17 protein-coding genes are annotated in these 23,172 nt (G+C 52.2%); 5 read left to right on the forward strand and 12 right to left on the reverse strand.

Going from position 1 to position 23,172, the window contains the following annotated elements:
* Positions 1-72 precede the first annotated feature (72 nt).
* The 5 genes from glpK to AC50YG_RS07670 are packed head-to-tail and all read right to left on the reverse strand — an operon-like array spanning position 73 to position 6,738.
* Positions 73-1,578 (reverse strand): glycerol kinase GlpK, encoded by a 1,506-nt coding sequence (gene glpK / locus AC50YG_RS07650; protein ID WP_494825897.1) that lies wholly within the window; start codon positions 1,576-1,578, stop codon positions 73-75.
* A 12-nt stretch (positions 1,579-1,590) separates the two neighbouring features.
* A complete protein-coding gene (locus AC50YG_RS07655) occupies positions 1,591-2,529 on the reverse strand; it encodes a transketolase family protein (protein ID WP_494825899.1) in 939 nt (312 codons plus the stop codon).
* Between the two features lie 3 nt (positions 2,530-2,532).
* Complete coding sequence (locus AC50YG_RS07660; RefSeq protein ID WP_494825901.1) at positions 2,533-3,396, reverse strand: transketolase; 864 nt, start codon at positions 3,394-3,396, stop codon at positions 2,533-2,535.
* A gap of 47 nt (positions 3,397-3,443) precedes the next feature.
* Positions 3,444-4,877 carry an L-fucose/L-arabinose isomerase family protein gene (locus AC50YG_RS07665; protein WP_473756575.1) on the reverse strand — a complete coding sequence of 478 codons (1,434 nt, stop codon included), beginning with the start codon at positions 4,875-4,877 and terminating at the stop codon, positions 3,444-3,446.
* Between the two features lie 55 nt (positions 4,878-4,932).
* Positions 4,933-6,738 (reverse strand): DUF5605 domain-containing protein, encoded by a 1,806-nt coding sequence (locus AC50YG_RS07670; RefSeq protein ID WP_494825902.1) that lies wholly within the window; start codon positions 6,736-6,738, stop codon positions 4,933-4,935.
* Positions 6,739-7,021: 283 nt separating this feature from the next.
* Here AC50YG_RS07670 and AC50YG_RS07675 point away from each other — a divergent pair, with 283 nt between their 5' ends.
* Positions 7,022-8,065: a LacI family DNA-binding transcriptional regulator gene (locus tag AC50YG_RS07675; RefSeq protein WP_494825903.1), complete on the forward strand. Its 1,044-nt coding sequence runs from the start codon at positions 7,022-7,024 to the stop codon at positions 8,063-8,065.
* A gap of 398 nt (positions 8,066-8,463) precedes the next feature.
* On the opposite strand, the gene AC50YG_RS07680 is transcribed toward AC50YG_RS07675, so the two are convergent.
* The 5 genes from AC50YG_RS07680 to AC50YG_RS07700 form a co-directional block, all read right to left on the reverse strand.
* Positions 8,464-10,005, reverse strand: coding sequence for a DUF5597 domain-containing protein (locus AC50YG_RS07680; RefSeq protein WP_494825904.1), 1,542 nt, complete (start codon positions 10,003-10,005; stop codon positions 8,464-8,466).
* Between the two features lie 201 nt (positions 10,006-10,206).
* Positions 10,207-12,846, reverse strand: a complete 2,640-nt coding sequence (locus AC50YG_RS07685; protein ID WP_494825905.1) for a glycosyl hydrolase — start codon at positions 12,844-12,846, stop codon at positions 10,207-10,209.
* A gap of 13 nt (positions 12,847-12,859) precedes the next feature.
* Complete coding sequence (locus AC50YG_RS07690) at positions 12,860-13,747, reverse strand: carbohydrate ABC transporter permease (protein ID WP_494825906.1); 888 nt, start codon at positions 13,745-13,747, stop codon at positions 12,860-12,862.
* A 12-nt stretch (positions 13,748-13,759) separates the two neighbouring features.
* Positions 13,760-14,629: an ABC transporter permease gene (locus AC50YG_RS07695; RefSeq protein WP_341282861.1), complete on the reverse strand. Its 870-nt coding sequence runs from the start codon at positions 14,627-14,629 to the stop codon at positions 13,760-13,762.
* Positions 14,630-14,978: 349 nt separating this feature from the next.
* A complete protein-coding gene (locus AC50YG_RS07700; RefSeq protein WP_494825907.1) occupies positions 14,979-16,025 on the reverse strand; it encodes a 2,3-butanediol dehydrogenase in 1,047 nt (348 codons plus the stop codon).
* A gap of 134 nt (positions 16,026-16,159) precedes the next feature.
* On the opposite strand from AC50YG_RS07700, the gene AC50YG_RS07705 reads away from it, so the two are divergent.
* Complete coding sequence (locus AC50YG_RS07705) at positions 16,160-17,059, forward strand: LysR family transcriptional regulator (protein ID WP_494825908.1); 900 nt, start codon at positions 16,160-16,162, stop codon at positions 17,057-17,059.
* A 114-nt stretch (positions 17,060-17,173) separates the two neighbouring features.
* Here AC50YG_RS07705 and AC50YG_RS07710 read toward each other — a convergent pair whose 3' ends face one another.
* A complete protein-coding gene (locus tag AC50YG_RS07710; protein ID WP_494825909.1) occupies positions 17,174-18,028 on the reverse strand; it encodes a YheC/YheD family protein in 855 nt (284 codons plus the stop codon).
* A 183-nt stretch (positions 18,029-18,211) separates the two neighbouring features.
* Between AC50YG_RS07710 and AC50YG_RS07715 the strand changes: the two genes are divergently transcribed.
* From AC50YG_RS07715 to AC50YG_RS07725, 3 genes are read left to right on the forward strand one after another with little or no spacing between them, the layout of a single operon-like run.
* Entirely contained in the window at positions 18,212-19,432 is a 1,221-nt protein-coding gene (locus AC50YG_RS07715) for a phenylacetate--CoA ligase family protein (RefSeq protein ID WP_494825910.1), read from the forward strand.
* Positions 19,433-19,448: 16 nt separating this feature from the next.
* Positions 19,449-20,417 carry a 2,3-diaminopropionate biosynthesis protein SbnA gene (sbnA, locus tag AC50YG_RS07720; RefSeq protein ID WP_494825911.1) on the forward strand — a complete coding sequence of 323 codons (969 nt, stop codon included), beginning with the start codon at positions 19,449-19,451 and terminating at the stop codon, positions 20,415-20,417.
* Positions 20,414-21,448 (forward strand): 2,3-diaminopropionate biosynthesis protein SbnB, encoded by a 1,035-nt coding sequence (locus AC50YG_RS07725; RefSeq protein WP_494825912.1) that lies wholly within the window; start codon positions 20,414-20,416, stop codon positions 21,446-21,448. Before sbnA ends, AC50YG_RS07725 begins: the two co-directional genes overlap by 4 nt.
* A gap of 122 nt (positions 21,449-21,570) precedes the next feature.
* On the opposite strand, the gene AC50YG_RS07730 is transcribed toward AC50YG_RS07725, so the two are convergent.
* Positions 21,571-23,088 (reverse strand): ABC transporter substrate-binding protein, encoded by a 1,518-nt coding sequence (locus AC50YG_RS07730; protein ID WP_473756593.1) that lies wholly within the window; start codon positions 23,086-23,088, stop codon positions 21,571-21,573.
* Between the last annotated feature and the right edge of the window lie 84 nt (positions 23,089-23,172).

A 23,172-nucleotide genomic window follows, 5' to 3' on the forward strand; every position in this document is an offset into this window, starting at 1 on the left:
TTTTCTAATCGTATTATAACACGCATCATTGCCTCTAGTCATGTGAAAGTCATCTAAATGTTGACTTTATATCTAGCCTTCATGCAATACAGAGGCAACAGCTTGCTTCCAGCCTTTGTACAAGCGGTCTCTCTCCTCCTGCTTCATCGCAGGCGAATACGAGTGATAAGCGCTCGCCTTAGCGCCCAATAGCTGAACCAATTGCTCCTCATTCTCCCAAAAGCCTGCACCTACGCCGCCCATATAGGCGGAGCCCATAGCGGAAAGCTCTGCTACATCGGATTTCGAGACAGCTTGCCCGAGCATATCCGCCTGAAACTGCATGAGCACGGCATTGTCCGATGCTCCGCCATCGGCCCGCAAACCCTTCAAGGCGATGCCGGTCTCCACCTGCATCAGCTCGGCCGCATCGCGCACCTGATACGCGATGCTCTCCAGGGCGGCGCGCACAATATGCGCCTTGCCTGTTCCCCGGCTCATGCCGGTAATCGCCGCCCGGGCATGCGGCTTCCAATAGGGCGCTCCCAGCCCAACGAAGGCTGGGACAAGATAGACGCCGTCATTATCCGGCGTCTCCTCAAGCAGCTGCGCAAGCTCGCTAAACGAGCTGAACAGCCCCAGATTATCCCGCACCCAGCGCATGCTGTCGCCGGAGGTGCGAATAACGGCTTCCAGCGCATAGGTCATTTTGCCGCTGAGCCCCCAAGCAATGGCGAGCACCAGCCCATTGCCGGAAGCGACCGGCTTGCTGCCCACATTCATCAGCACCGATGTTCCGGTGCCATAGGTAGCCTTCGCCATACCGGGCTCCAGGCATAGCTGCCCATACAGCGCAGCCTGTGAATCGCCTACGACGCCCGCGATCGGGACTCGCTCAGCGAATAAATCCGAGTCGTTTGTATAACCGAATCGCTCATCCGAGCATTTCACCTCGGGCAGCACAGCTAGCGGAATGCCGAACAGCTCGCATAACTCCACATCCCATTGGAGCGTGTGGATATTAAACAATGAAGTCCGACTCGCATTCGTATAGTCGGTCGCATGCACTTCCCCGCCCGTCAGCTTCCACAGCAGCCAGCTGTCGATCGTACCAACGAGCAGCCTGCCTGCTGCGAGCAGCTCTTTGGCGCCAGCGGCATGCTCCAGCAGCCAGCCCCATTTTGCCGCTGAGAAATAAGGATCAAGCAGCAGGCCTGTCTTCGCCTGTACCAACGGCTCCAAACCGTCCGCCTTTAGCGCATCACAGCGTTCCGCGGTTCGCTGGCACTGCCAGACGATGGCGCGATAAACAGGCTGCCCCGTCTCCTTATCCCACATCACAGCGGTCTCCCGCTGATTCGTAATGGTAAGTGCCGCAAGCTCGCGCGCCGCTATGCCTGCCGCTCGCAGTGCTTCCTTCGCTGCCTGCTTCACCTGCTCATAAATTTCCAGCGGATCATGCTCCACCCAGCCTGCTTGCGGATAATACTGCGTATGCTCCGCGGAGCTGCGTGACACGACCTCGCCCGCATGATTAATAATGAGCGCCTTCGTGCCGGAGGTGCTTTGGTCAATCGTCAGCAGATAGCTTTTGTCCATCGCCGATGCCCTCTACTTTCCCAGCATGCCTAAAGCAATCGCTTTTATATTGCTGCTGCTAATGCCATAATGCTCAAACACTTCTGATGTTTTGCCTGCAATTGCCGGCTCATCGGGAATGCCCAAAATCCGCATCGGCACCGGATGTTGCTGCACAACCACCTCAGCAACCGCTGCACCAAGACCGCCATGAATGCTGTGCTCCTCAACGGTAATGATACCGCCTGTTTCCTGTGCAGCACGCACAATGGCTTCCTCGTCAAGCGGCTTAATCGTATGCATGTTCAGCACGCGTGCCGACACGCCCGCTTCCGCCAGCTCCACCTGCGCATCCAAAGCGATTCTTACCGTTTCTCCCGTCGCAATAATCGTAATATCCGTGCCTTCGCGCATCGTCACGGCCTTGCCGATAACAAATTCATAGTCATCCGACTCGTAGCTGTCTTCGACCGGATTGCGGCCGATACGGACGTACACGCCACCCTCATGCTGAACAAGTGCTTCGGTCATCCGCTTCGTCTCATGGCGATCCGCCGGCAAAATAATCGCCAGCCCCGGAATCGCCCGCGCTACGGCGATATCCTGCACCGAATGGTGCGACATGCCGAGTGCGCCGTAGCTGACGCCGCCGCTAATCCCAACCAGCTTCACATTCGTGCCGGAATAAGCGACATCGACTTTAATTTGCTCAATGCTGCGCATGCTCAGGAAGCAGGCCGGTGACGTTACGAATGGCTTTTTGCCGCTATGGGCAAGGCCTGCCGAGATACCGACTATATTTTGCTCCGCGATGCCGACCTCTACAAACTGCTCGGGATAAGCATTCGCGAAAGGCGCCATTGCCGCAGAGCCGCGCGAGTCGCTCGCCAGCACCATAATATCTTTATCCTCCTGCGCCAGCGTTACCAGCGTCTCGCAAATGACTTGCCGATTCGGTATTTTATTCGCCATCGCTTATTCCACCTGCCCTTCCTGTGTGTAGCTGCCGATGACGGCTTCAAGCTCGGCAAGCGCCTTCGCCAGCTCCTCGTCACTAGGCACATGATGATGCCAATGCGGCACATTTTCAGCAAAAGACACTCCCTTGCCCTTCACCGTATTCGCCATAACGAGCGTCGGTTTGCCTGCTACAGCAGGGGCAGCTTCGAAAGCTTCTACAAGCGCGTCTATATCATTGCCATCGATGGAAACGACATGCCAGCCGAAGGCAGCCCATTTTTCCTCCAATGGCTCCAGTCCCATGACCTCTTCCGTCGAGCCGCTAATTTGCAGCCGGTTGCGGTCGATAATGCCGACTAAATTGTCGAGCTTGTAATGAGCGCCAGCCATCGCCGCTTCCCAAACGGAGCCCTCAGCTTGCTCGCCATCGCCCATCAAGCAAAATACGCGGCTCGCCCTCGCATCCTTCTTCGCAGCAAGCGCCATGCCCACCGATATCGCCAGTCCGTGCCCAAGCGCACCCGTATTCATCTCAATGCCTGGCACTTTATTGTTCGGATGCCCGATGAGCCTCGTTCCAAACTGGCTGAACGTCGCAAGCTCCTCCTTCGGGAAAAAGCCGCGATCGGCCAATATGCACCATAATGATTCAACAGAATGCCCTTTGCTTGCAATAAAGCGGTCGCGCTCCTGCCATTTTGGCTGAGCCGGATCAATCGTCATAATTTTATAATATAAGGCCGTTAAAATATCCGTATTGCTCAATGAGCCGCCCGTATGTCCTGTTTTCGCGCCATGGATCATGCGCAGCAAATCCATCCGTATTTGTGCCGCCTTGCTTTTGAGCTCCGTGCTGCTCAAGCTTGCATTGCTCCCCATCGTTAGCCCTCCTCGTTGTTTTCCTTAAGCGTTGTCCTCTATTCCGATTACAAGCCCGAGCCGCGCAGCCATGCCTGAATTTCCCGCTCTGTCGGATCAACTGCATCTGGCTTCAAGCCAGGAATATATTGACACGCTTCATACAGCGCCGGAATCGCATTGGCGTGAATGCCAACGGAGTGGTGAACATAAGGGCCTTTGACCAGCTTTTCTTCCCACAACGGCCAATCATTGACCTCAACCCATACATACGAGCCGCGTGTATACGGTCCTTGAATGCCGCGGGCTTTGCCCAAAAACAGCTGGTATTCGCCGTGGTCGCCGTCGAAGCGGGCCAGCGTCATGCCTCCGCCTTTAATTTCACCTTCATGTGTACCCGGTGCATGGTCGTCGAACAGAAAATGCTTGCGCAGCCGCGGCTTGTTTTCGACAGACAAGGAAACCGGGAAGTTGCCGCAATGGAAGAGCAGCTCGCCGTTGGCGTTTTCCGGATGGCGTACGGTCAAATCCGCGAAGAAGGTTGGATGCTGATTCATCGTCGCCGCCTGCACCATGACTGACGTAATCGCACCGTGAATATCTGTCTCACAGGTAACTGGAATTTGCTCATCGGTAAGGATCGCATTAGCGAGGCATGGCATAATGCCCATCGCATCCTGCAGCGACGACCAGCATTGGATCGCAATCGCTGTGCTGCCTGTCTGCACGGCATATTGCTTCATCGCTACCTTAAGCGCAGCAATGCGGCGCACATCGGCTTCCGTCACTTCCGACCAATCGAGCTTAGCTTTAATGTAGTCAATCGCTTGCGCCAGCTCCGAGCTGCTGCCTTTCTCAATGCGCTGCGAGGCGCGCTGAATATCGACTAGCGTAATCGGATGAATTTCAATGCCGAACCGCTCAAGCAGCTCGCCTTCATTGCACATCATCGTCCAAAAGGAAGCCGGGCGCGGCCCGATTTGCAAAATTCTTAAAGAACGGAATTTACGAACGACATTCGCCGCGGCGATAAAATTCGTGAAGCCGCGCTCGAATACCGGATCATCGACCCTTGTGTTCGTGACATAGGTGAATGGAACGTTGAAGCGGCGCAGCACCTTGCCGGAGGCGAATAATCCGCACTGCGTATCGCGCAGCCGCATGCCGTCTTCGAGCGGCGACTCATCGCGCGGGCCCCACAGCAGCACCGGCTTGCCGAGCGCCTTGCCTACACGGGCAACGGTGTCTTCGGTACCGAAGTTGCAATGCGGGAAAAAAACCGCATCGACATTTTCACGCCGAAAATGCTCCGCAATCTCGTCTGCATTAATATGATCATCATAGAGCAGCCCTTCGCTGTTGAGACCCTCTAGATCGACAATGTCTATATCCATGCCGAAGCTTTCGATTTTTTCCTTAATGAGCACCTTATACCGAAACGCATCCTCTGCACTAAAAACAAACCGTCTTGTCGGCGCGTAGCCGAGCTTCAACTTTTTCACCGCTGACTCCCCCTTGTTGACTCATAATGATCGATTAGGCCAAGCTGTTAAGCTATTATGCAGACGCATTAGCGCGCCGCATTTGAATCGCCATATAAGGCTTGCCCGGCAGCTCAATGCGGAACGTTCCTTCATAGGTACCAATCTGCTTGGTCACCGTCATGTTCCACGTATCCAGTACTTCCACCTCATACGCAATGCCCGGCTTCATCGTAAAGTTCCGGTAGCGCGGCTGATTGAAGCCGTAATAAAACAAATAATACGTATCGGCAATGCCAGCCGATGGAGCGTCCCACTCAGACCGCAATGGATTTAAGCCCTGCTCCGGCCCTTCCTCCAGCACTTTTCTCAGAAAAGCAATGCGCTCTGGGCTTGTGCCATGCAGCTTGCCGCCCTTCGACCACCACAAAATGTCCTCAGGGTGCAAATACGTTTCCCCATGACCGACATAACCGCCGCGAATCGCGCCTTCCCAGAAGCGGCGCACCATTTCCTCGCCCGAAATATTGCCCCAGCCCATATCGATGTCGCCTTCATAAGCACATTCGTCAATGACGACCGGCTTGTTCCAGTCCTTGCGCCACTGGTCGGTGTTCTCCGCTGTCCGGTACACATCCACCCGCTGAACGCTGCAATGGGTGATCCAAGGGCGGGTATAGTCATAAAAGCCGAAGCAATTGTGAATGGAGATGAGATGACCATAAGGGTCATTATCCGTGACGATTTGGGCAAAACGCTCCCAATCCGACTCCTCCTTCGCCCACATCAGGTCATATTCATTGGCAAGCGACCACCAGACGTTGCGGTATGCGGCCAGACGCGCTGTAATGTAGCGCAGGTAGCGGTCATCCGCCGACTTCGGCATTTCCGAGAAGCCCCAATGATCGTAGGCATGGAATAAAATCAAGTCCGCCTCAATGCCCAGCCTGCCTAACTCGGCGATCCGCTGCTCCAAATGGCGGAAGTACGCGGGATTAAAGCGCGTGAAATCCCATTGTCCATCTGCCGAGCGCTCAAACGGATAAAGCGGCGGTTCATTTTCATTAAAGAGGTAAGCCTTGGGGAATACGCACATCCGCAGCTTGTTGAAAGGCGTCTGTGCGAGCGTGGCGAGCGTCTGCTCCTCCAGTTCCTGCCCCTGATGCGTCCACGCATAGCAGGTGGTTCCTACAGGCAAATAACGGCTGCCATCCTCATAGGCAAAATGAAACGTGTCCGCTACCCGAACCGGACCGTTGTTTCCTGCTTCGGCGCTGCGGCAGGCAAAGCTGCCGGTAATGCCGTTCATGGCGCCGACGCTGCTGCTCGTGCGATAGTGCCACTCGCCTTCGGCATCGGGCATAAAGCGCACGCGGTAGATGCCGTCGCCATCATAGAAGCCTTGGGCGGAGAGGCTTCGCTCTCCTTGGCTGAACACGGCGCTAATCGCCGCGTCCGTGAAAGGGTTACCATGAGCGGGGCCATGCAGCTCCAGCTCATAAACGTCCCAGCGCGCGACTTCACCCTGCGCAAGCAGCTTCGCTGATCCCTCAGCATCAGCCTGTGCCTCTAACGTTACTCCTGCTGAGAGCTGTGCTGCTGAAGCTTCATTGCTCTCATTGTCTAAAGCAGAAGCAGCCTTCTGCTCCGTTTCATCTTCAATTACATATTCAATGCCAGCTAGCTCGCCCAGCACCTCTGCTACCCATTCCGGCGAGCGCATTAAGGCTTGGTTTGAGGTTGCGAAGCGTGGCAGCGTATTCATTTTAATAAAAGAAAGATAAGGCGAATCCGCAAGCTCAGGAGCATGCTTCAGCAAAACCTTTCGCCCCTCCGGGCTTGCCCAAATATATCCGATCTTCGTTTCTTCGCTAAAAATCATCTTCGCATCCTCCTATTGGCTTCTGCTTTTGGCTATTATAAGTTTAGTCGAACGAACTAAACTAAATACTAAACTATTGATGGACTATTCCTGCATTCATACCCCTAATTTAGCAGTAAAACGGCATCAAGTCAATAAGTTTATATAAATAAAACGCTTTAATTTAGTGTATTAGCTAAATTTTTTAGCTAAACTAGCATTGTCCATTGCTTTTAATGCCTGCTGGATATACACTAAACTTACTAAACAATCGGCTACAAGCTCGAAGGGAGAATCATTTATTGTGAAAATGGAAGACATCGCTGCCCTTGCTGGCGTATCTAAATCAGCTGTTTCGCTTGCCTTCAGCGGCAAGCCGGGCATTGGGCAAGAAACCCGCGAGCGTATTTTACAGGTTGCGAAGGACAATGGTTATCTGCCTAAAACGCGTGCCGCCCTGCCGGAAGCCGCCAGCAAATCACTAACCTTTCTCGTTCTAGCCAACTCTGGCATCGTATTGGAACAATATTATCAGCAGCCTTTTTTCCGCGAGCTCATTCATTATATAGAGATGCGCTGCCGCGCCAAGGGGTATTCGCTGCTGTTTACGTCGATTGACGTCAACGCTTTTTCCAGTGACAGCCATGCCTTGGCGGAGGATATCCGCAGTGATGGCGTCATTTTGCTCGGCACGAACCTTGATAGAGGGCAAATTGCAAGCTTGGCTGAAAGCTTGCCGGCACAGCTCGTTGTGCTCGATACATGCTTTGAAACGCTTCCCGTCCATTTCATTACGATTAACAATGTGATGGGCGGTTATCAGGCGGGCGAGCATCTATGCGAGCTTGGCCATGAGCATATCGGCTATTTGGCCTCCAATGTGCGGATCAGCAATTTTGATGATCGGCGCAAAGGGTTTATGTCCGCTTTAGAGGAGCGGGGACTGTCGATCGACGAGAATGATATTTTCTCCGTAGCCCCGACGATAACCTCATTCCAGGAGGAGCTGAAAAATCAGCTCGCCGCCTATCAAGCTGCGGGACGCCAACTGCCGACCGCCTTCTTCTGCGAATGCGACTATATCGCGATCAGCGCCATCAAGACGCTGACCGACCTTGGGTTCCGTGTTCCCGAGGACACCTCTGTCGTTGGCTTCGACAACATTTCGGAGGCGCGTATTGTTTCACCGGAGCTCACGACCGTTCATGTTGAAAAAGAACGCATGGCCCATCTAGCCGTTGATTTGGCGATTGAAGCCATTGAACAGGACCATGAGGTCAAAACCAAAATTGCCGTCGACACGCAGTTTATCGTCCGTCACTCGTCCAGCGCACCAGCTAATCGATGACGAATAGCCCTTCCAGGACCGCGCATTGCGAGAGCCAGGAGGGGCTATTTTTGAAAATGTTACTGAGACCACGCAGCCCGGGGCGTTCGGATGCTTGGGTGTTCGGGGCGCTTGGGTGTTCGGGGCGCTCGAGACGCCCCTCTTTTTTGAAGGACTGAGTTTCCGCTATTCTTTCTTTTGACCCGCTTTCAGCTCGCACGTGGACAGGAAATCCGTTATGACCGTCTTTATCCTGTCAAAATGGCTATTTCCAGCACATTAGCGGCTTCTGAGTCCGCAGCCGGTGCCACAACTCGTGATTTGGATGAAATAGCCGCTGCTGTGTCCACCAAGTCTAGCTTTGTGCAAGGAGTAAGGAGTAAGGTGCAAGCCCCAACTCATAAACACAGCCGCGCCTATTACTTGTATTTGTAAGCCTCAATATAAAGAGCAGAGGCGTAATCGCCAACCGCAATACGATACGCAGACTCATCGCCGTTCAGCACTCTGCCCCGCACCCACTCATTTTGCTCGAATGCTCCTTCCTCCACTCGGATCAAGCCGACCTTCGCGTGTTCACCCTGTTTGGGCAGCAGCTCCACCGAAAAGCCGATCCCGGCGAAAATAAACCGGTCATCGGACAGCTCAATGACGAGCCCGCCTGCCGGAGGCGTCCCTTCTGCTGCCCGTTTGTAGGACAGCTTCACATCGTAGCGCGAGAAGGGGAGTATACAGCCGCCATCGTTTTGCTGGAGAAAACCGGTCATTTTTCCCGTGCCGCGATTTTGACCAATCAGCCCCAGCATTCCGCCGAGCAGCTTATAGCTTGCCGCAAGGTACGGGCCTGTTCCATTTACGATAAACCCGGAAAAATCAATATTCAACGCCATCATAATGCTGAAATCAGGCCCGCCGCTTGCAGCTTCCTCAGGAAAAAAGCCCTCAATGCCGAACGGCGCAAAGCCTAATGCATCATGCTTGCCCATGGCGTAAAACACATTGGTCGCCGACGAGACGTCTCGCCGCGCCTCAGGGATGAACATCGGGTTGCCATCCTGCGTGTATTCCTTACAAACGTCCGCAAAGCTGGACAAATAAATATCTGGAGCGTACAGGCATAGGGTCGGTGCTGCAAGCTTCCACATTTTCATCACCTTGGCAACTGGACCGCCGCTCGGATACGTGCCCGCACGCCATGGATATTGCTCCAGCCATGCATTGACGAACATCGGCAGCGGATAAGGCTCACTGCCAGCGCTCGCAATACGTTCAACTGCCAGCGCATAATGGTACGCCATGAACCATTCGCCTGCATCCGTTCCAAAGGCCTGCTCCCAGCTGCCCTGTACGCCATATGCGTCAGCTACCTGCTGAGGCACTGCCGCTTCAAATACAGCATTCGCCGCTGCTGAATAATCCCGATCACTGCCTAGAAAGCCGATTTCGTTTTCTACCTGCATCATGATAACGGTGTGGGTTCCCTCATCAAACGCTTTAAGAAACGCCATCAAACGCTGGAAGGCTGCCGCATCAGCCGTTACCGCCGCTTCACACAGCGGAGAAATGGTGTCCGTTGGCGAACCATCGGCATAGGAGGCACGGAAATACGTCGCATAGTCCCGTTTTACCCAGCTCGGCACGTAGCTGGACTTGCCATTTTTCCATAAGCCGAACCAAAGCAGCACTAAGCGAATTTTTTCCGCACGGGCCTGCTCAATTAAACCTTCTACGAGCGAAAAATCAAACGCTCCCTGCTCTGGCTCGATTAATTCCCAATATACAGGGGCAATAATTGTATTTAAATTCAGCTTGCGAACTTCCGGCCACACCTTCTCCTGCATATATGCCAGATTTGAAGCGCTGGAATTGTGTATTTCCCCGCCAAGCGCAAGGTACGGCTCACCATTTACGTATAAGGTGGCTGTACCATTCTCGCTCACCAAATGAGGGATTTGCTGCATTGTGTCTAACCCCTTCCATTTCAACAGTCTACGTATAGAAGCGCGGAGAAAAAGGAGCCTTACTCCATCGTTTTCACCACGCTTCAATTTAAAAGCTTTATAAACTCAGCTGCTTCCTTAGTCCTTAGTCCTTAGTCCTTAGTCATTAGTCATTAGTCCTTAGTCATTAGTCCTTAGTCATTAGTCCTTAGTCATTAATCATTAAGCCTTCGACTTTACAAGCAGCTGCACGGGCCCAATTAAACCGCCTGGCTCCTGCTGCATAAAACGCGAAAAGAAATCCTTTTGCTGCTTGCCCAGCGTATTGGTCACTTCAATGACAAGCTCGTTCGTTCCCGGCTGAATATTCGCGCCAGCTGCAAAGCGATAAGGCGGAGCAATCGCTGTACCCAGCTTCACGCCATTCACCGATGCCTCCGCCGTCTCAAACGCGGCACCCAAATCCAAGTACAACGGCTCGCCCTCGCCATTCCAATCGAAGGAAAGCTCATAGCGAATCGTTCCGGTGAAATCCGGCAGCCGGTGCGGGGCATTGATATTTTCCAGCTCGCTCAGCTTGCCGTAGCTTTCAAATACCGGATATTGCAGCGAACCGGAGGTTGCTACCGTCCATTCGCCAGACAGCTCTATTGGCATACATGCTGTATAATCGGGCAGCGACTGTACCGCCAGTTGCGGCAGCGCTTCGCCAGACAGCACGATCAAAGTCTCGTAGGCGCTTAGCCTTACCCTCAAGCGGTTCACACCATCAGCCTGCTCTACGCTTGCCTCGCTCAGCTGATTGTCAAAGGCGTTATAAATCATCATTCGAGCGGAGGTCTGGAAGCTGATAACCGTATCCACCGTCTCATAAGGATGCTCGTTGAAAAAGAAATATACATCGCTGTCCGGATGCCCATAATGGTAAAAACGCAAATACGGCGCGGCATCCACCGTCTCAATATCGTACAAACCTTCATGGCGAAGCGTCGCCGCAAGCTCCGCAAGCGGAACAATCGCTGCGTGCTCCAGCGCTTTCAGGCGCTTAAGCTCCGCCGCTTCGCCGCTGCCCTCAATCGTGCGGACAGGCAGCCCATCTACAAACAGCACCTTCAGTCCTGCTTCAGCCAGCTCTGCCAATTGCTCCACGAGCACAGCCGGCAGCGCTTCCGCATAAGGCACGATGAGGCACTGGTATTCCTCCTTTGCCACAAGCAGCTCGCCGTCCTTCACCGCGTACGCTCCAGAAGCCAGAACATCAAACGGAATAACATCGCAATCGATTTGCGCCTGCATCAGCGCCTTAATCGGCTTCTGAATCAGCATCGCCTCAGCGCCTGACCACTCCGCATCCGCATGGTAAAGCACCGCCGCCGTCGCATAATGGCGCCCCCCGTTCAGCAAATGGCTGATGCGGTTCGTATAATCATTGAGCTGGCGATAATAGCGGTATTGCGGATTTTCGCCGCGTGCATACAGATGCGGCGGGCAGTCAGCATCCGGGAACTCTTTTTGCGAAAAGGCGTGGGGCACGAAATAGTTAATGCCGCGAACGAGCATATGGTCGGTCAGCCATTTCATCAGCTTGAGGCCTTCGCTCCAGCCATAGGCGCCGAATACTTCGCACATCGCCCGCCCCTTTTTCTTCGGATCGATATGCGCGAGTGACGAGCCGAGCTTGGCGAGCGCATAGTGGAAAAATTCGCTATCGGTTTCCCCAGCAATCCAAGTAAACGGCACCTCGTCAAAGCCTGGCATAATTTGATGCAGCACGACGTCAATGCCGGCCATATCCTGCCCCCACATCGAACGGAAGAAATGTCCCGGCCCACAGCCGAGCCGAGCATGCACATTGTTGTCTTCAATGATATGTCCGATATACTCGACGCCGCGCTCGCGGCACCAATCGCCCAGCTTGCCGTTGAAATGCTCGGCATACAGCTTGCTGACCGTATTCATAAACGTATAGCGCAGCGCTTCCGTCTGCTCGCCGCCCTCGTACCACAGCAGCGGCAGCAATGCCGCAACAGGCTGTCCGTACTCGGCGGACAGCAGCTCCAGCATATCGTGGCGCCACGGCAGAACGATGCCTTTTTTCCCTAGTCTGGAGTTGAAGTCAAACGTCGTTTTATCGTTGTAGAAGCCAGGCTCATCGGAGAAAAAACCGGCCAGCGTTTTGCCAAAGTCGTCCCGATACCGCTCGTAATAACCCTCATAAATCGCGTCGATTAATACTTGCGTAGACTCCGGTACAATCGGATTAATATAGTTCCGTTTCGCTTCCTCCGCGCCTTCCGCTGTCTCAATCAGAACGAAAATGCGCCAAAAGCCTGCGGGAATATCCCAGTAAAGCACATTATTTTGCACGCTGGATGTCAGCTCAATAAATCCGCTAAGCTGTTCAGCCGCATCACCACTCGGCTTACCTTCACGCTTAACCGCAACAGCCGCAACTAGCTTATCGCCCGGCTGGAGCAGTGTATGGAGCAGGAAGGAGGCTTGTGGAGCCGGGCCGACAGCATCAATATGCCGCTCCGCCAAATATGTTCTGCGCAGCTCAGCCGGAGCTTCCTTCAGCTTGCCTGCTGCATGTCCCGTCGGAAAATGGTCGTCATCGAAAAACCACACCTCCATGCCGCGGCTGCGCGCCTCGTCCATAATGATATCAATATCTCGCCACCAGCCGGGACCAAGCATATCCGGATGGGGTCGCGATTCCACGATGACCGCCTTGATCCCTGAAGCATAGATTCGCTCCATTTCCTCGCGGATTTGTCCTTCCTCTTCGCCGCGCTGCCATAGAAGTGGCATAATATAGTTTTCTTCTTCTCCTGCCAATACATGACGTAAGCGTTCAGCCATTATCGTCGTCCCCCTACCCTTTTACAGCACCGATCGTAATACCTTTAACAAAATATTTTTGGAAAAATGGATAAGCGACAAGAATCGGAATGACGCCAACTACGGCAATTGCCATCCGCACGGTGCCGCTTGGCATTTTCGCCATGCTTTGACCCGCATTCGAGCCAAGGCCGCTGTTCGACAGAAATTGAATATCCGTCAATATTCGGTTCAAAATGTTCTGAATGCTGAACAGCTTCGGATCTGTTAAATAAACGAGCCCGTTAAACCAGTCATTCCAATAGCCAATCGTCTGGAACAAACCAATCGTGGCCAAAATCGGCAGCGACAGCGGCAGCACGATCGAGCGGAAGGTTCTGAATTCAGTTGCCCCGTCAATGTAAGCCGATTCCAAAATCGGTACAGGAATGGACGTTATGAAAAACGTGCGCATGAGCATAACGTTAAAGCCGTTCATCAGGAGGCCTGGAATAATAAGCGCCCAGATCGTATTTTTAATATCGAGATACTGCGTGTAAATGAGGTAAGTTGGCACAAGGCCGCCGTTAAACAGCATCGTGAAAAAGACGAAAAACGCTAGTGGATTACGAAGCGGAATATCTCTTCTCGACAACGGATAAGCAAGCATGGACGTAATCACCAAGCTGACCGACGTGCCCAGAACGGTAACCAATATTGTAATGCCATAAGCCCGCAGCAGCTCCTGCGATTGATCAAGCAAATAACGGTAAGCCGTCAAGCTGAACTGTTCTGGGAAAAAGGAATAGCCATTGCTGATAATCGCCTGCTCATCGGTGAAAGAGGATATAACCAGTAAGGCAAAGGGCAGCAGGCAAGCAATCGATACGGCCATCATAAATAGGTTGGCTGACCACTGCCATATTTTATTTTCATGCGTCATGTCATTCACTCCTTAGAATAATGCGTTGTCTTTGTTGATTTTGCGTACAATATAATTCGCGAGCAGAACCAGAATGAATCCGACCAAGGATTGATACAAGCCTGCTGCAGAGGACATCCCGATATCACCAAGCTGCATTAAGCCGCGATATACGTAAGTGTCAATAACGTTCGTCGTATCACTGAGCGCACCTGCATCCATCGGAACCTGATAAAACAAGCCGAAGTCGGAGTAAAAAATCCGGCCGATTGCAAGCAGCGTCATCATTGTAATAACTGGCGAAATGAGCGGCAGTGTAATCGATTTAATCTGCTGCCATTTGGATGCGCCATCGAGCGTTGCCGCTTCATAATATTCCTGATCAATTCCAATAATCGCCGCCAAATAAACGACGCAGTAGAAACCAACGCTTTTCCATATATGCACGATTGTCAAAATATAAGGCCAGTATTGCGCCTCGCTGTACCAGGAAATCGCATCGAGTCCCAGAAACGGAAGCACCGTCTTGTTCATAAAGCCTGTTTCAATGCTAAGCACCGCATAAACCAAGTAGCTGACAATAACCATTGATATGAGAAAAGGCAGCAGCACGACGCTTTGATAAAAGCGAGCCATAATTTTACTGCGAATTTCATTGAGCAAAATCGCTATTCCTACCGCAATGACCAAATTCAATATAATAAAGCCGCCGTTATACAAAATCGTATTTCGCGTAATGATGTAGGCATCTGTCGTTTTGAACAAATATTCGAAGTTTTGCAGCCCAATCCAATCACTGCCCCAAATCCCCTGTGCAAAATTGATGTTTTTGAAGGCGATAATGAGACCGAACATCGGTGCATAATTGTTAATGATCAAATACGCCAGCCCAGGAAGCATCATTAAAAACAAAGGCAAATAGCGCTTGAACTGTTTCTTTTTCACATTTGATTTGGCAACCTGCTTTGCCTGCTGGGGAGCTGCCGCTGCCACTGTCCCTTTATTTCCCGTCGTTTGTTCCATAGGTGAACCCCTTCTTTCTTCAGCATGAGCTTGTCGCTGTCTTATACTTTGATGATAGTGCATGCGCCCGTGCGCCCTCTACCGCTCAGACGACTTCTCATTTGCACTATTACGACGCTCCTGCTGCCTGCCCCACCATTGAAAGCCTCATGCTAGCCAAAACAAATAGGCTGTTCCAAGGTCCATTTGCATGACCTTTGGAACAGCCTATTTGTTTTCAATATTAGAACTATGACTGCGTATGAATTAAAATTTTCGCCTGCGCTTTGTCTTTGATGAGCAGCTCCAGACCTTCCTCAACGAGGTTGTCCAGCTTGATTTTTTTCGTGATGACCATCTTAATATCAAGGCGTCCTGAGGAAACCATGGCGATGACCTCTGGGAAAATATGATGGTAGGCCAGTGAGGTTTTAATGGATATCTCCTTCACCAAAATGCTGTTTACATCCAAGGTAACGGGGCTGGCATAGCCGGCAATAATGAGCAGCTGTCCGCCTTTTTTGATGACTTCCAGCGCACTTGTGAATGTCGCCTGAGCGCCTGCCGCTTCAAAGGCCACATCTACGCCGTTTGCATGCTGGGCCAATATTTCTGTTGTTGCGTCTGCTTCCAAGCTGTTCACAACCGAGCTTGCTCCGACCTCAAGCGCTTTGCTTAGACGTTCGGGGGAAATATCTACGGCAATAACGCTTGCGGCTCCAGCTGCCTTCGCCGCCATAATCGTTAAAAGACCAATTGGGCCTGCGCCATAAACAACGACCGCGTCTCCAATTTTCAACTGGCTTTCCTTAACTGCATGAACCGTTACAGCGGTCGGCTCCATCAATGCCCCTTCTTCAAGTGAAACATTGCTTGGAAGCTTATGAGCTTTGCTCGCATTTGCGATTGCATATTGAGCAAATCCGCCATCATCCTGCAAGCCAAGGAAAGCAAACGGACTAGCCAGGTTGTACTTGCCGCGCTGTACATAATAGTCATCCTCGGCATACACGATCGGCTCTACAGCTACGCGATCTCCAACAGCCAGATTCGTTACACCTTCGCCAAGCTCGGTTACAACACCAGCAAATTCATGGCCCAGCACAAGCGGAAGACCGCGTCCTGTCACGGGATGAGGCTCAGCCGATACGCCAAACCCATGATGGTAGGCATGCAGGTCGCTTCCGCAAATCCCCGCCCATTCCACCTTTATTTTCACTTGGCCTGCAGCAGCTGCAGGCTCGTTCACATTTTCGATACGGACATCCTTAGCTCCATAAATAACAGCAGCTTTCATAAACAGCATCTCCTTTAGCAATAAAATGATAGCGCTTATATTTTCTTACCGTTATTGTACTCCTGTTGTTAAATTAAATATATTTAATTATACTTACATTTAATTAAGTAATACTTATGTAAAGGAAGCAACCTATGAACCTTGAGCAGCTGATGTATATCGTCGAATTGAGCAAATCCAAATCATTGTCTGAAGCCGCTGCGAATCTTCATATTTCCCAATCTGCACTCAGCCAATCCATCACTAGTCTGGAGAAGGAGCTGGGGCTAAAGCTGTTCAAACGTGCACGAACCGGCACCTTGCCTACCGCTGAGGGTGCAGCCATTATAAAAAAAGTGCATGAAGCTGCCAAAATAATCGAGGAAATCCGACTGGAAGCAGCTAGCAGCCTGAACAGCCTAAGCGGCGAGCTGCGCCTGTCTACGATGCCTGCCCAAATGAAGACGATGGTTAAAGTGATCGCTTGGCTGAAAAAGGAGCATCCCGCTCTTCGCATCGAGGTATCCGAGGACGGCTCATTGAATACGCTTGGCAGCGTGCGGGAGGGGCTGGCTGATCTTGGCATGATTGCGATGCGGGAAGACAAGCTGCCAATAGAGGGTCTCTCGTTTCATTCGCTGTGCAAGGGAAAAATGGTCGCGCTCGTTGGCGCACAATCTCCGCTTGCCTCACGGGCTTCCATATCGCCGGAGGAATTGCGGCAATACCCTTTCGTCCTGTACAAGGATGATCATGTCGACCAGTTTATCCTTGATTTCACCAGGCAGCACGGGCCCGTGGAGGTGTTATTTCGAACCGATTACGATGTCGCCATTCAAAGCGCTTTGCTGGAGGGGCTGGCTGTATCAATCGGCCATGACTATTCCTTTAGGCAAAATGCCAACGAAACGATCCGGCAATTTGCAATGCTTGAAATTGAAGATTTTTTTCAGCAGCCTGTCCACTTTGGCTGGGTCCGGGCCAAAAACCATTCGAATGCTCCGGTAATGGATTATTTTATTAATCGCTTTGAGCACGAATATACGTTTAAGTAGACCGCTTTTAGATATGCGAAAAATTTGAAGAACCATCCAAAAGCTGGCCTTGTGCCTTCTCTTATCTGGCACAAGGCCTTAGCTTAGCTTCGCTGCACAGGCAGCGCTTGCCGTTTATTTTCCGCGCTTCGCCTTGGTGCATTTCAGCTGGTAGGTCTTTCCATAGGCTTTGCCATACCGGACGATACGCCGCAGCATAGACTGATCGGCAAGCAGCGAGAACGGGCAAACGGCCGGCACGGTATTCACCTCAAGAATCCATGGCTTCAGCTTCGCGTCAATTGCAAAGTCGAGGCCCAGTTCCTTGATGCCGGGAGAAACGCCGCGCAGCAGCCGCGCTGTGCGAAGGCCAAGCCGATCCATGCTTTTCAGCAATTTCCTGCGCCCTGATGGCCCAGCATGTGACTTAAGCACTTGCACGGTCGAATAAATCGATCCACCTTGGCTGCCATTGGTTACAATTTTGCCCGGATGGGCCGCTCTGCCAAGCGTCCCGGTCGCTGCCCAGCCGCCCTGCGGTGCGCGCTGCACCATAAGCCGAATATCGAAGCGGCGTCCTTTATGCTTCAGCAGGCGAATGCCCTTCTGCACCAAATATCGCTTCCCCTTCATTTCCTTGTGAATCGAACGGTAAGCTGCCTCGTAAGTGGTGAAGGTCGATTTTTTCGAGCCTAATTGATACGTATACTTCGCCCCCAGCTTCTCCATCTTCATGACCCCACGCCCCTGCGAGCCCCGCGAAGGCTTCACATAGACCATTCTATATTGCGTCAGCATGCTGCGCAGGCTGTCCTTTGTCGCCAGCTTCGTCCGCGGGATGTGCTTCTTCAGCGTTAGATCCTTCCGCATCGCGATCGTTTTGCTCCACTTATCCCCAATCATCCGGCTTTTGCTCTTCACACTTTTGCTTCCTTTGCGGCCGCTGCTCCTCGCACGCAACCCCGTCGATATCTTCCTGCTCCTCGTCACTTTACCCCTCCATTCTATTCTCCTATTAGCATACGAACCTTTTTGAAAATGGTTGTAGGCCGCTGTCGGCATAGAACGAACCATCATGCAGCGGCTTCATATGCTTAATTAAGGCAACCTGTCAGGATGTTTGTTCAATTCCCAGTACGCGGCCGCCATCGGTACGTTAGTTAGGAGGCATACATGAAGCCAAAACAGACGCTTCAGCAGCAGCTTGCTCTTATTTGCCATTTTCATCCTTGGTATGGAGAGCTGCTTGCAGAGTGGGGCATTGAACCGAACGCCGCTGTACTGCCAGAACTCCCGCTTATGACGGCGGACAGGTTGGAGGCGCATTATTTCACGCAGGAGCTGCGGACAGAAGCCGGGCTCTCCGTGTACCGTACGTCGGGAACATCCTCCGGCATACGCAAAGCGATTTATTATTCTCCGGAGGATGATGAGCAATACATCGTCAGCAAAGCGGACTGCTTCCGAGAGTGGCTGGCAAGAGGCCCAGCAGTTGTTACAAGGGCGCTGGCCGATATGGGAACGGGACATGCGGCAAGTACCGCCATTACGATTTTTCAGCAGCTTGGCTTCCAAGCAGACTCGCTTTCTTTCGCCTTGCCAATAGAGGAGCATATCAAGCGATTGGCCACTTTTCGCCCGCAGCTGCTGTATACGATGCCTTCCATTCTCGACGCCATTGCTGCCGCTGCTCCAGATCCGGGGGCCTTCGGCATACAGAAAATCATTATTGTCGGCGAAATTGCGCCGCCAGCCTGGCAGGCCAATATGGCTGCGCGGTTCGGCATCAGCGTTCATGATATTCTCGACACCTACGGCTCCATCGAGATCGGCGCTATTGCATCCTACTCTCACGAGCATAGCGTTTATGTACTAGATGCTGGCATCCATGCCGAAGCACTCCGTGCTGACGAAATAGATGCGCGCTTCGATGCGCTGGAGGATAATGAGAAGGTGCTTGTGCTTACGTCATTCAAGCGTACCCTGTTTCCCGCTGTCCGTTATGTCACCTACGATGTGATTAGGGATTTCGGAACTGTCATCATTGATGGGCAGGTACGGCAAACGTTCAGCTGTATCTCGAAACGGATCGGAACCGACCTGAAGCACGGGGAAAAAATAAGCCTCTACGACATCGAAAGCGTCGTCCAGCAATTCGTAAGCGACGCCGAGCTGCGCGTCCGGCTGCAGGGTAATAAACTGTCCATCCATATTCGCAGCAAAATATTGGACGATGGCATGCTTACCGTTATTCAGCAAGCCATTGAGCAAAAAATTGAAGCGATTGGCCAAATGATTCGGGGTCGCATGCTGTCCGGTATCGTGGTGACTCGCGCAGCGGAAGATGAGACGCTTGAGCGAGGAGCGGTCAAATCGAAAAAACTTTATTTTTAGGAGGCGCTAATCGCCCATGGGAATAGATTGGCTTTCTTGTATCGGTCAGACGCCGCTCGTCCAGCTGTCAAAGCTGTTTGCGAATGATCGCGGCATTACCGTGCATGCCAAGCTGGAAATGCTTAACCCGAATGGCAGCGCGAAGGACCGCTCCGCCGCCCGCATTATTGCTGCGGCCTTGGAGCAGGGACGCATCGGGCCCGGCTCTGTCATCATCGAATCCAGCTCGGGCAATATGGCCATCAGCCTCGCCGCGATCTGCTCCTATCTTGGCATGCGGTTTATAAGCGTCGTAGACCCTAGAACGACGCAGCAAAACATCCGCATTATGCGCGCTTATGGCGCCGACATTGAGCTCGTTGAGGAGCCAGACCCGGATACAGGCGAGTTTCTGCCTGCCAGGCTGAACCGCGTTCAGCAGCTGCTTGCCGAGATTCCAGGCAGCTACTGGCCGAATCAATACAACAATGAACATAATTACCTGTCGCATTATGAAGGCACCATGCAGGAAATTGTGGCCTCACTGGGCCGTGTGGATTATGTCATTGGGGGTGTCAGCACCTGCGGCACGATGCTTGGCTGTGCGCGGTATGCCCGCGACCATAAGCTGGATACGAAAATCGTAGCTGTTGACGCGGCGGGCAGCATTATTTTTGGCGGGATCAGCGGAAGCAGACTGTTTCCGGGTCTTGGGGCCGGCATCGTTCCTCCGTTCGGGCAAAGCCGCTTTATGGATTATGCGATAAAGGTTAACGATGCCGATATGGTTGCAGGCTGCCGAATGCTGGTGAAGCAAGAGGCGATTTTGGCCGGGCCATCGTCCGGCGCTGTTATTTTTGCCCTTCAATCGATGATGCATAAACTGCCAGATGGTTCTGCTTGCGCCGTTATTTTGCACGACCGCGGTGAACGTTACATGGACACCGTCTACAATGATGATTGGGTTCAGCAGCAATTCCTCCGTGGGGAAGGAGAGCGAGCATGATTTATCTTGGGGAAAAACATATCCGTGCTGTTGGACTCCATTGGCAGGAGCTGGCGGATCGCATTGAAGATGCGGTGCATGTGATGGATAGCGGAGATTATGCCCAGCCGGTAAAGCCTTATTTGCGATACGGCAGCAAGGCGGCAAACCGAATCATTGCTATGCCCGCCTATGTAGGCGGCAGCATGCACACAGCCGGCATCAAATGGATTGCCAGCTTTCCTGGCAACCTCCAAATCGGACTGCCCAGAGCACACAGCCTGCTGGTATTGAATGATGCAGATACAGGCAAGCCGTATGCGATTGTCCATGCATCACTGCCAAGCGCGGCACGGACAGCTGCCGTTAGCGCCGTGCTGCTTCGCCATTATTTGCATGCGCGCAGCGTGCAGCATCCAAGCAACCCGCATCGCATAAGGCTGGGCATTATCGGCTTCGGTCCAGTCGGGCAGCTGCATTACGACATGTGTGAGCAGCTGTTCGGAGAAGCAATCGAAGAAGCTTATGTTTATGATATTCGCGGTGTCGAGCTGGAGGCTAACGACCTCTCCGCAGCTGCTGCAGCCGATGCTATCGGCGCTGGTAAGAAAGTTGGACTACTTGGACGAACGAAGGTGGCGGATAGTTGGGAGCAGCTATACAGCCGCTGCAACGTCATTATTACTTGTACGGTAAGCGACAAGCGCTACATTAATCTGCCTCCACTCCCAGGCAGCCTGCTGCTGGACGTTTCCCTGCGCGACTATGCCTCCTCTGCCTTGAACGGCGTAACCGCCATCATCGTCGATGACTGGGATGAGGTATGTCGAGAAAATACCGACATTGAGCTGCTGCATAAGGAGCAGGGGCTAGCAAAAGAGGGTACCCGCTCGCTTGCCGATGTCGTATGCCGCAGCGCGCTTGCCGGCTTCGATCCGGCTGAGCCTGTTCTATTTTGCCCCATGGGAATGGCCGTCTTTGATATTGCAACAGCTGACTATTGGGTGCAAAAAGCTCGGGAGCTCGGGATTGGTCTGGAAATCGACGGCTAAGGCAGGGTATGTACCGCCAGCTTGTTACTCATGCACCATCATAAAAATACAAACAACCGCCAACCCTCACGAGGAGGATTGGCGATTGCTGTGTTTGCGTCAGATTACATTGCCGATTTATTTTATTTCGCTGCCGCCCATGCATCAAGCTGCTTCTGTTTTTCTGCAACGATTTTGTCGATGCCCGCTGCTTTCAGCTTGGAGATAAAGTCTGGCAGTGTTTTCTCCGGATCAAGCGTACCTGTTTCCAGACCGAGCTTGTATTGATTCAGAACATTCGTTACCGAAGCAAACTCGGTTTTCACGGATGCGGAATCGAAAGTAAAGCCTAATGCTTTGGATTTCGTTGCGTTTTTATTAAATTCATCTGTTTCTTTCCAAATATCCGGGTTGTCCCCTTCAAAGGAGTAGGACATGAACTGGTTACCGAACAACCAGCCTGTATTCGGGTTGTAGCCACTATTGTTGGCATCTACGCCATCTGCATATTTAATGATGTTTTCTTGATCGGTTTTTACATAATGCTTGCCTTCAATGCCCCAGTCCATCAAGTTAATGATATCTTTGTCGCTGTACATCAGGTTTAAGAACTTCATGGATGCTTCAGGATTCGTCGCGTTGCGCGGAATGCCCCACATAATGTTAGTTACCGTCTCTGTTTTGGAAACTGGAGCCGTGATTTCACCTTTTACGATTGTTGTACCCACAATACGTGATTCCTGCATCTCGATGCCCGGCTTAAGGTTCGCCACATAAGCAGCTGTGCGCCCTGCTTTAATCAAATCCGCGATGCCCTCTTTGTTCGTTGCTGCATCCTTCAAAATATAACCCGCTTGATACCAGCCGCGAATACGTTTAAGCAGCTCCGCATATTCAGGCGTTTCAAAGTAGTTGACTACTTTTAAATCATCCTGCCCATTGTTAATCAGAACGCCATAGCCATCCCCTAATTTATCAAGCTTGAGCAGGTAGTCAGCAATCGATTGCCCAGCCGATCCCGGAGAGATAGCCGCCATGTTCGGCTCGTTCTCTTTCAGCGTTTTCATCATGCCTTCCAAAGCGTCAATCGAGTTGACTTTGGCAGCGTCGATGCCGTATTTATCAGCCAGATCCTTACGGATCAGCACGCCATAATTGACCGCCAAATCACGAATCGACGGCACGGCATATATTTTTCCGCCAATGCTGCTTGCTTTAATAAAATCTTCTCCAACTGCCGATTTAATGCCTTGTCCATGCTGCTCCAGCAGATCATCAAGCGGAAGCAGCTGCCCCTTCGCCACTTGCGGTGCATAACCAAACGTTGCGCTGCTGCCCGTTACAATTAGATCCAGCTTCTCATTGCTCGTAAGCATGAGGTTCATTTGCTGATTCCATGCGCCAATTCCGATTGGGAGAAGCTTCACAGTTGCATTAATTTTCTCTTTAGTCAGCTTGTTCAGCTCGTCCTGTACCGCTTGCAGGTCAGTAGGCGTATTGCCAAACGTGACGTACGCAACAGTAAGCTCTGCCGCTGCATCTGTATTGCCGCCTGAGTTTGTAGCTCCTGCTGTGCCTGTACCCGCTTCTCCGTTGCTGCCCGTGCTGCTGCCGCCACATGCGCTCAGCACCAAGCCAAGGATGAGGACCAAGCTAATCATCGTTGTTATCCTTCTCATTCGTAATTCCCCCGATGCTTTATAGTATCGAGATCCAGCTCGTCTGAAGCGAGTGAATCTATACTC

It is taken from the genome of Paenibacillus sp. J31R34 (assembly GCF_059383715.1).

What these genes read in the sequence shown, in the direction of transcription:
- AC50YG_RS07655 (WP_494825899.1), bottom strand. Translation starts at nt 2,529, where the DNA reads ATGGCGAATAAAATACCGAATCGGCAAGTCATTTGCGAGACGCTGGTA.
- AC50YG_RS07685 (WP_494825905.1), bottom strand. Translation starts at nt 12,846, where the DNA reads ATGGCTGAACGCTTACGTCATGTATTGGCAGGAGAAGAAGAAAACTAT.
- glpK (WP_494825897.1), bottom strand. Translation starts at nt 1,578, where the DNA reads ATGGACAAAAGCTATCTGCTGACGATTGACCAAAGCACCTCCGGCACG.
- AC50YG_RS07660 (WP_494825901.1), bottom strand. Translation starts at nt 3,396, where the DNA reads ATGGGGAGCAATGCAAGCTTGAGCAGCACGGAGCTCAAAAGCAAGGCG.
- AC50YG_RS07670 (WP_494825902.1), bottom strand. Translation starts at nt 6,738, where the DNA reads ATGATTTTTAGCGAAGAAACGAAGATCGGATATATTTGGGCAAGCCCG.
- AC50YG_RS07725 (WP_494825912.1), top strand. Translation starts at nt 20,414, where the DNA reads ATGATTTATCTTGGGGAAAAACATATCCGTGCTGTTGGACTCCATTGG.
- AC50YG_RS07730 (WP_473756593.1), bottom strand. Translation starts at nt 23,088, where the DNA reads ATGATTAGCTTGGTCCTCATCCTTGGCTTGGTGCTGAGCGCATGTGGC.
- AC50YG_RS07715 (WP_494825910.1), top strand. Translation starts at nt 18,212, where the DNA reads ATGAAGCCAAAACAGACGCTTCAGCAGCAGCTTGCTCTTATTTGCCAT.
- AC50YG_RS07680 (WP_494825904.1), bottom strand. Translation starts at nt 10,005, where the DNA reads ATGCAGCAAATCCCTCATTTGGTGAGCGAGAATGGTACAGCCACCTTA.
- sbnA (WP_494825911.1), top strand. Translation starts at nt 19,449, where the DNA reads ATGGGAATAGATTGGCTTTCTTGTATCGGTCAGACGCCGCTCGTCCAG.
- AC50YG_RS07700 (WP_494825907.1), bottom strand. Translation starts at nt 16,025, where the DNA reads ATGAAAGCTGCTGTTATTTATGGAGCTAAGGATGTCCGTATCGAAAAT.
- AC50YG_RS07690 (WP_494825906.1), bottom strand. Translation starts at nt 13,747, where the DNA reads ATGACGCATGAAAATAAAATATGGCAGTGGTCAGCCAACCTATTTATG.
- AC50YG_RS07695 (WP_341282861.1), bottom strand. Translation starts at nt 14,629, where the DNA reads ATGATGCTTCCTGGGCTGGCGTATTTGATCATTAACAATTATGCACCG.
- AC50YG_RS07705 (WP_494825908.1), top strand. Translation starts at nt 16,160, where the DNA reads ATGAACCTTGAGCAGCTGATGTATATCGTCGAATTGAGCAAATCCAAA.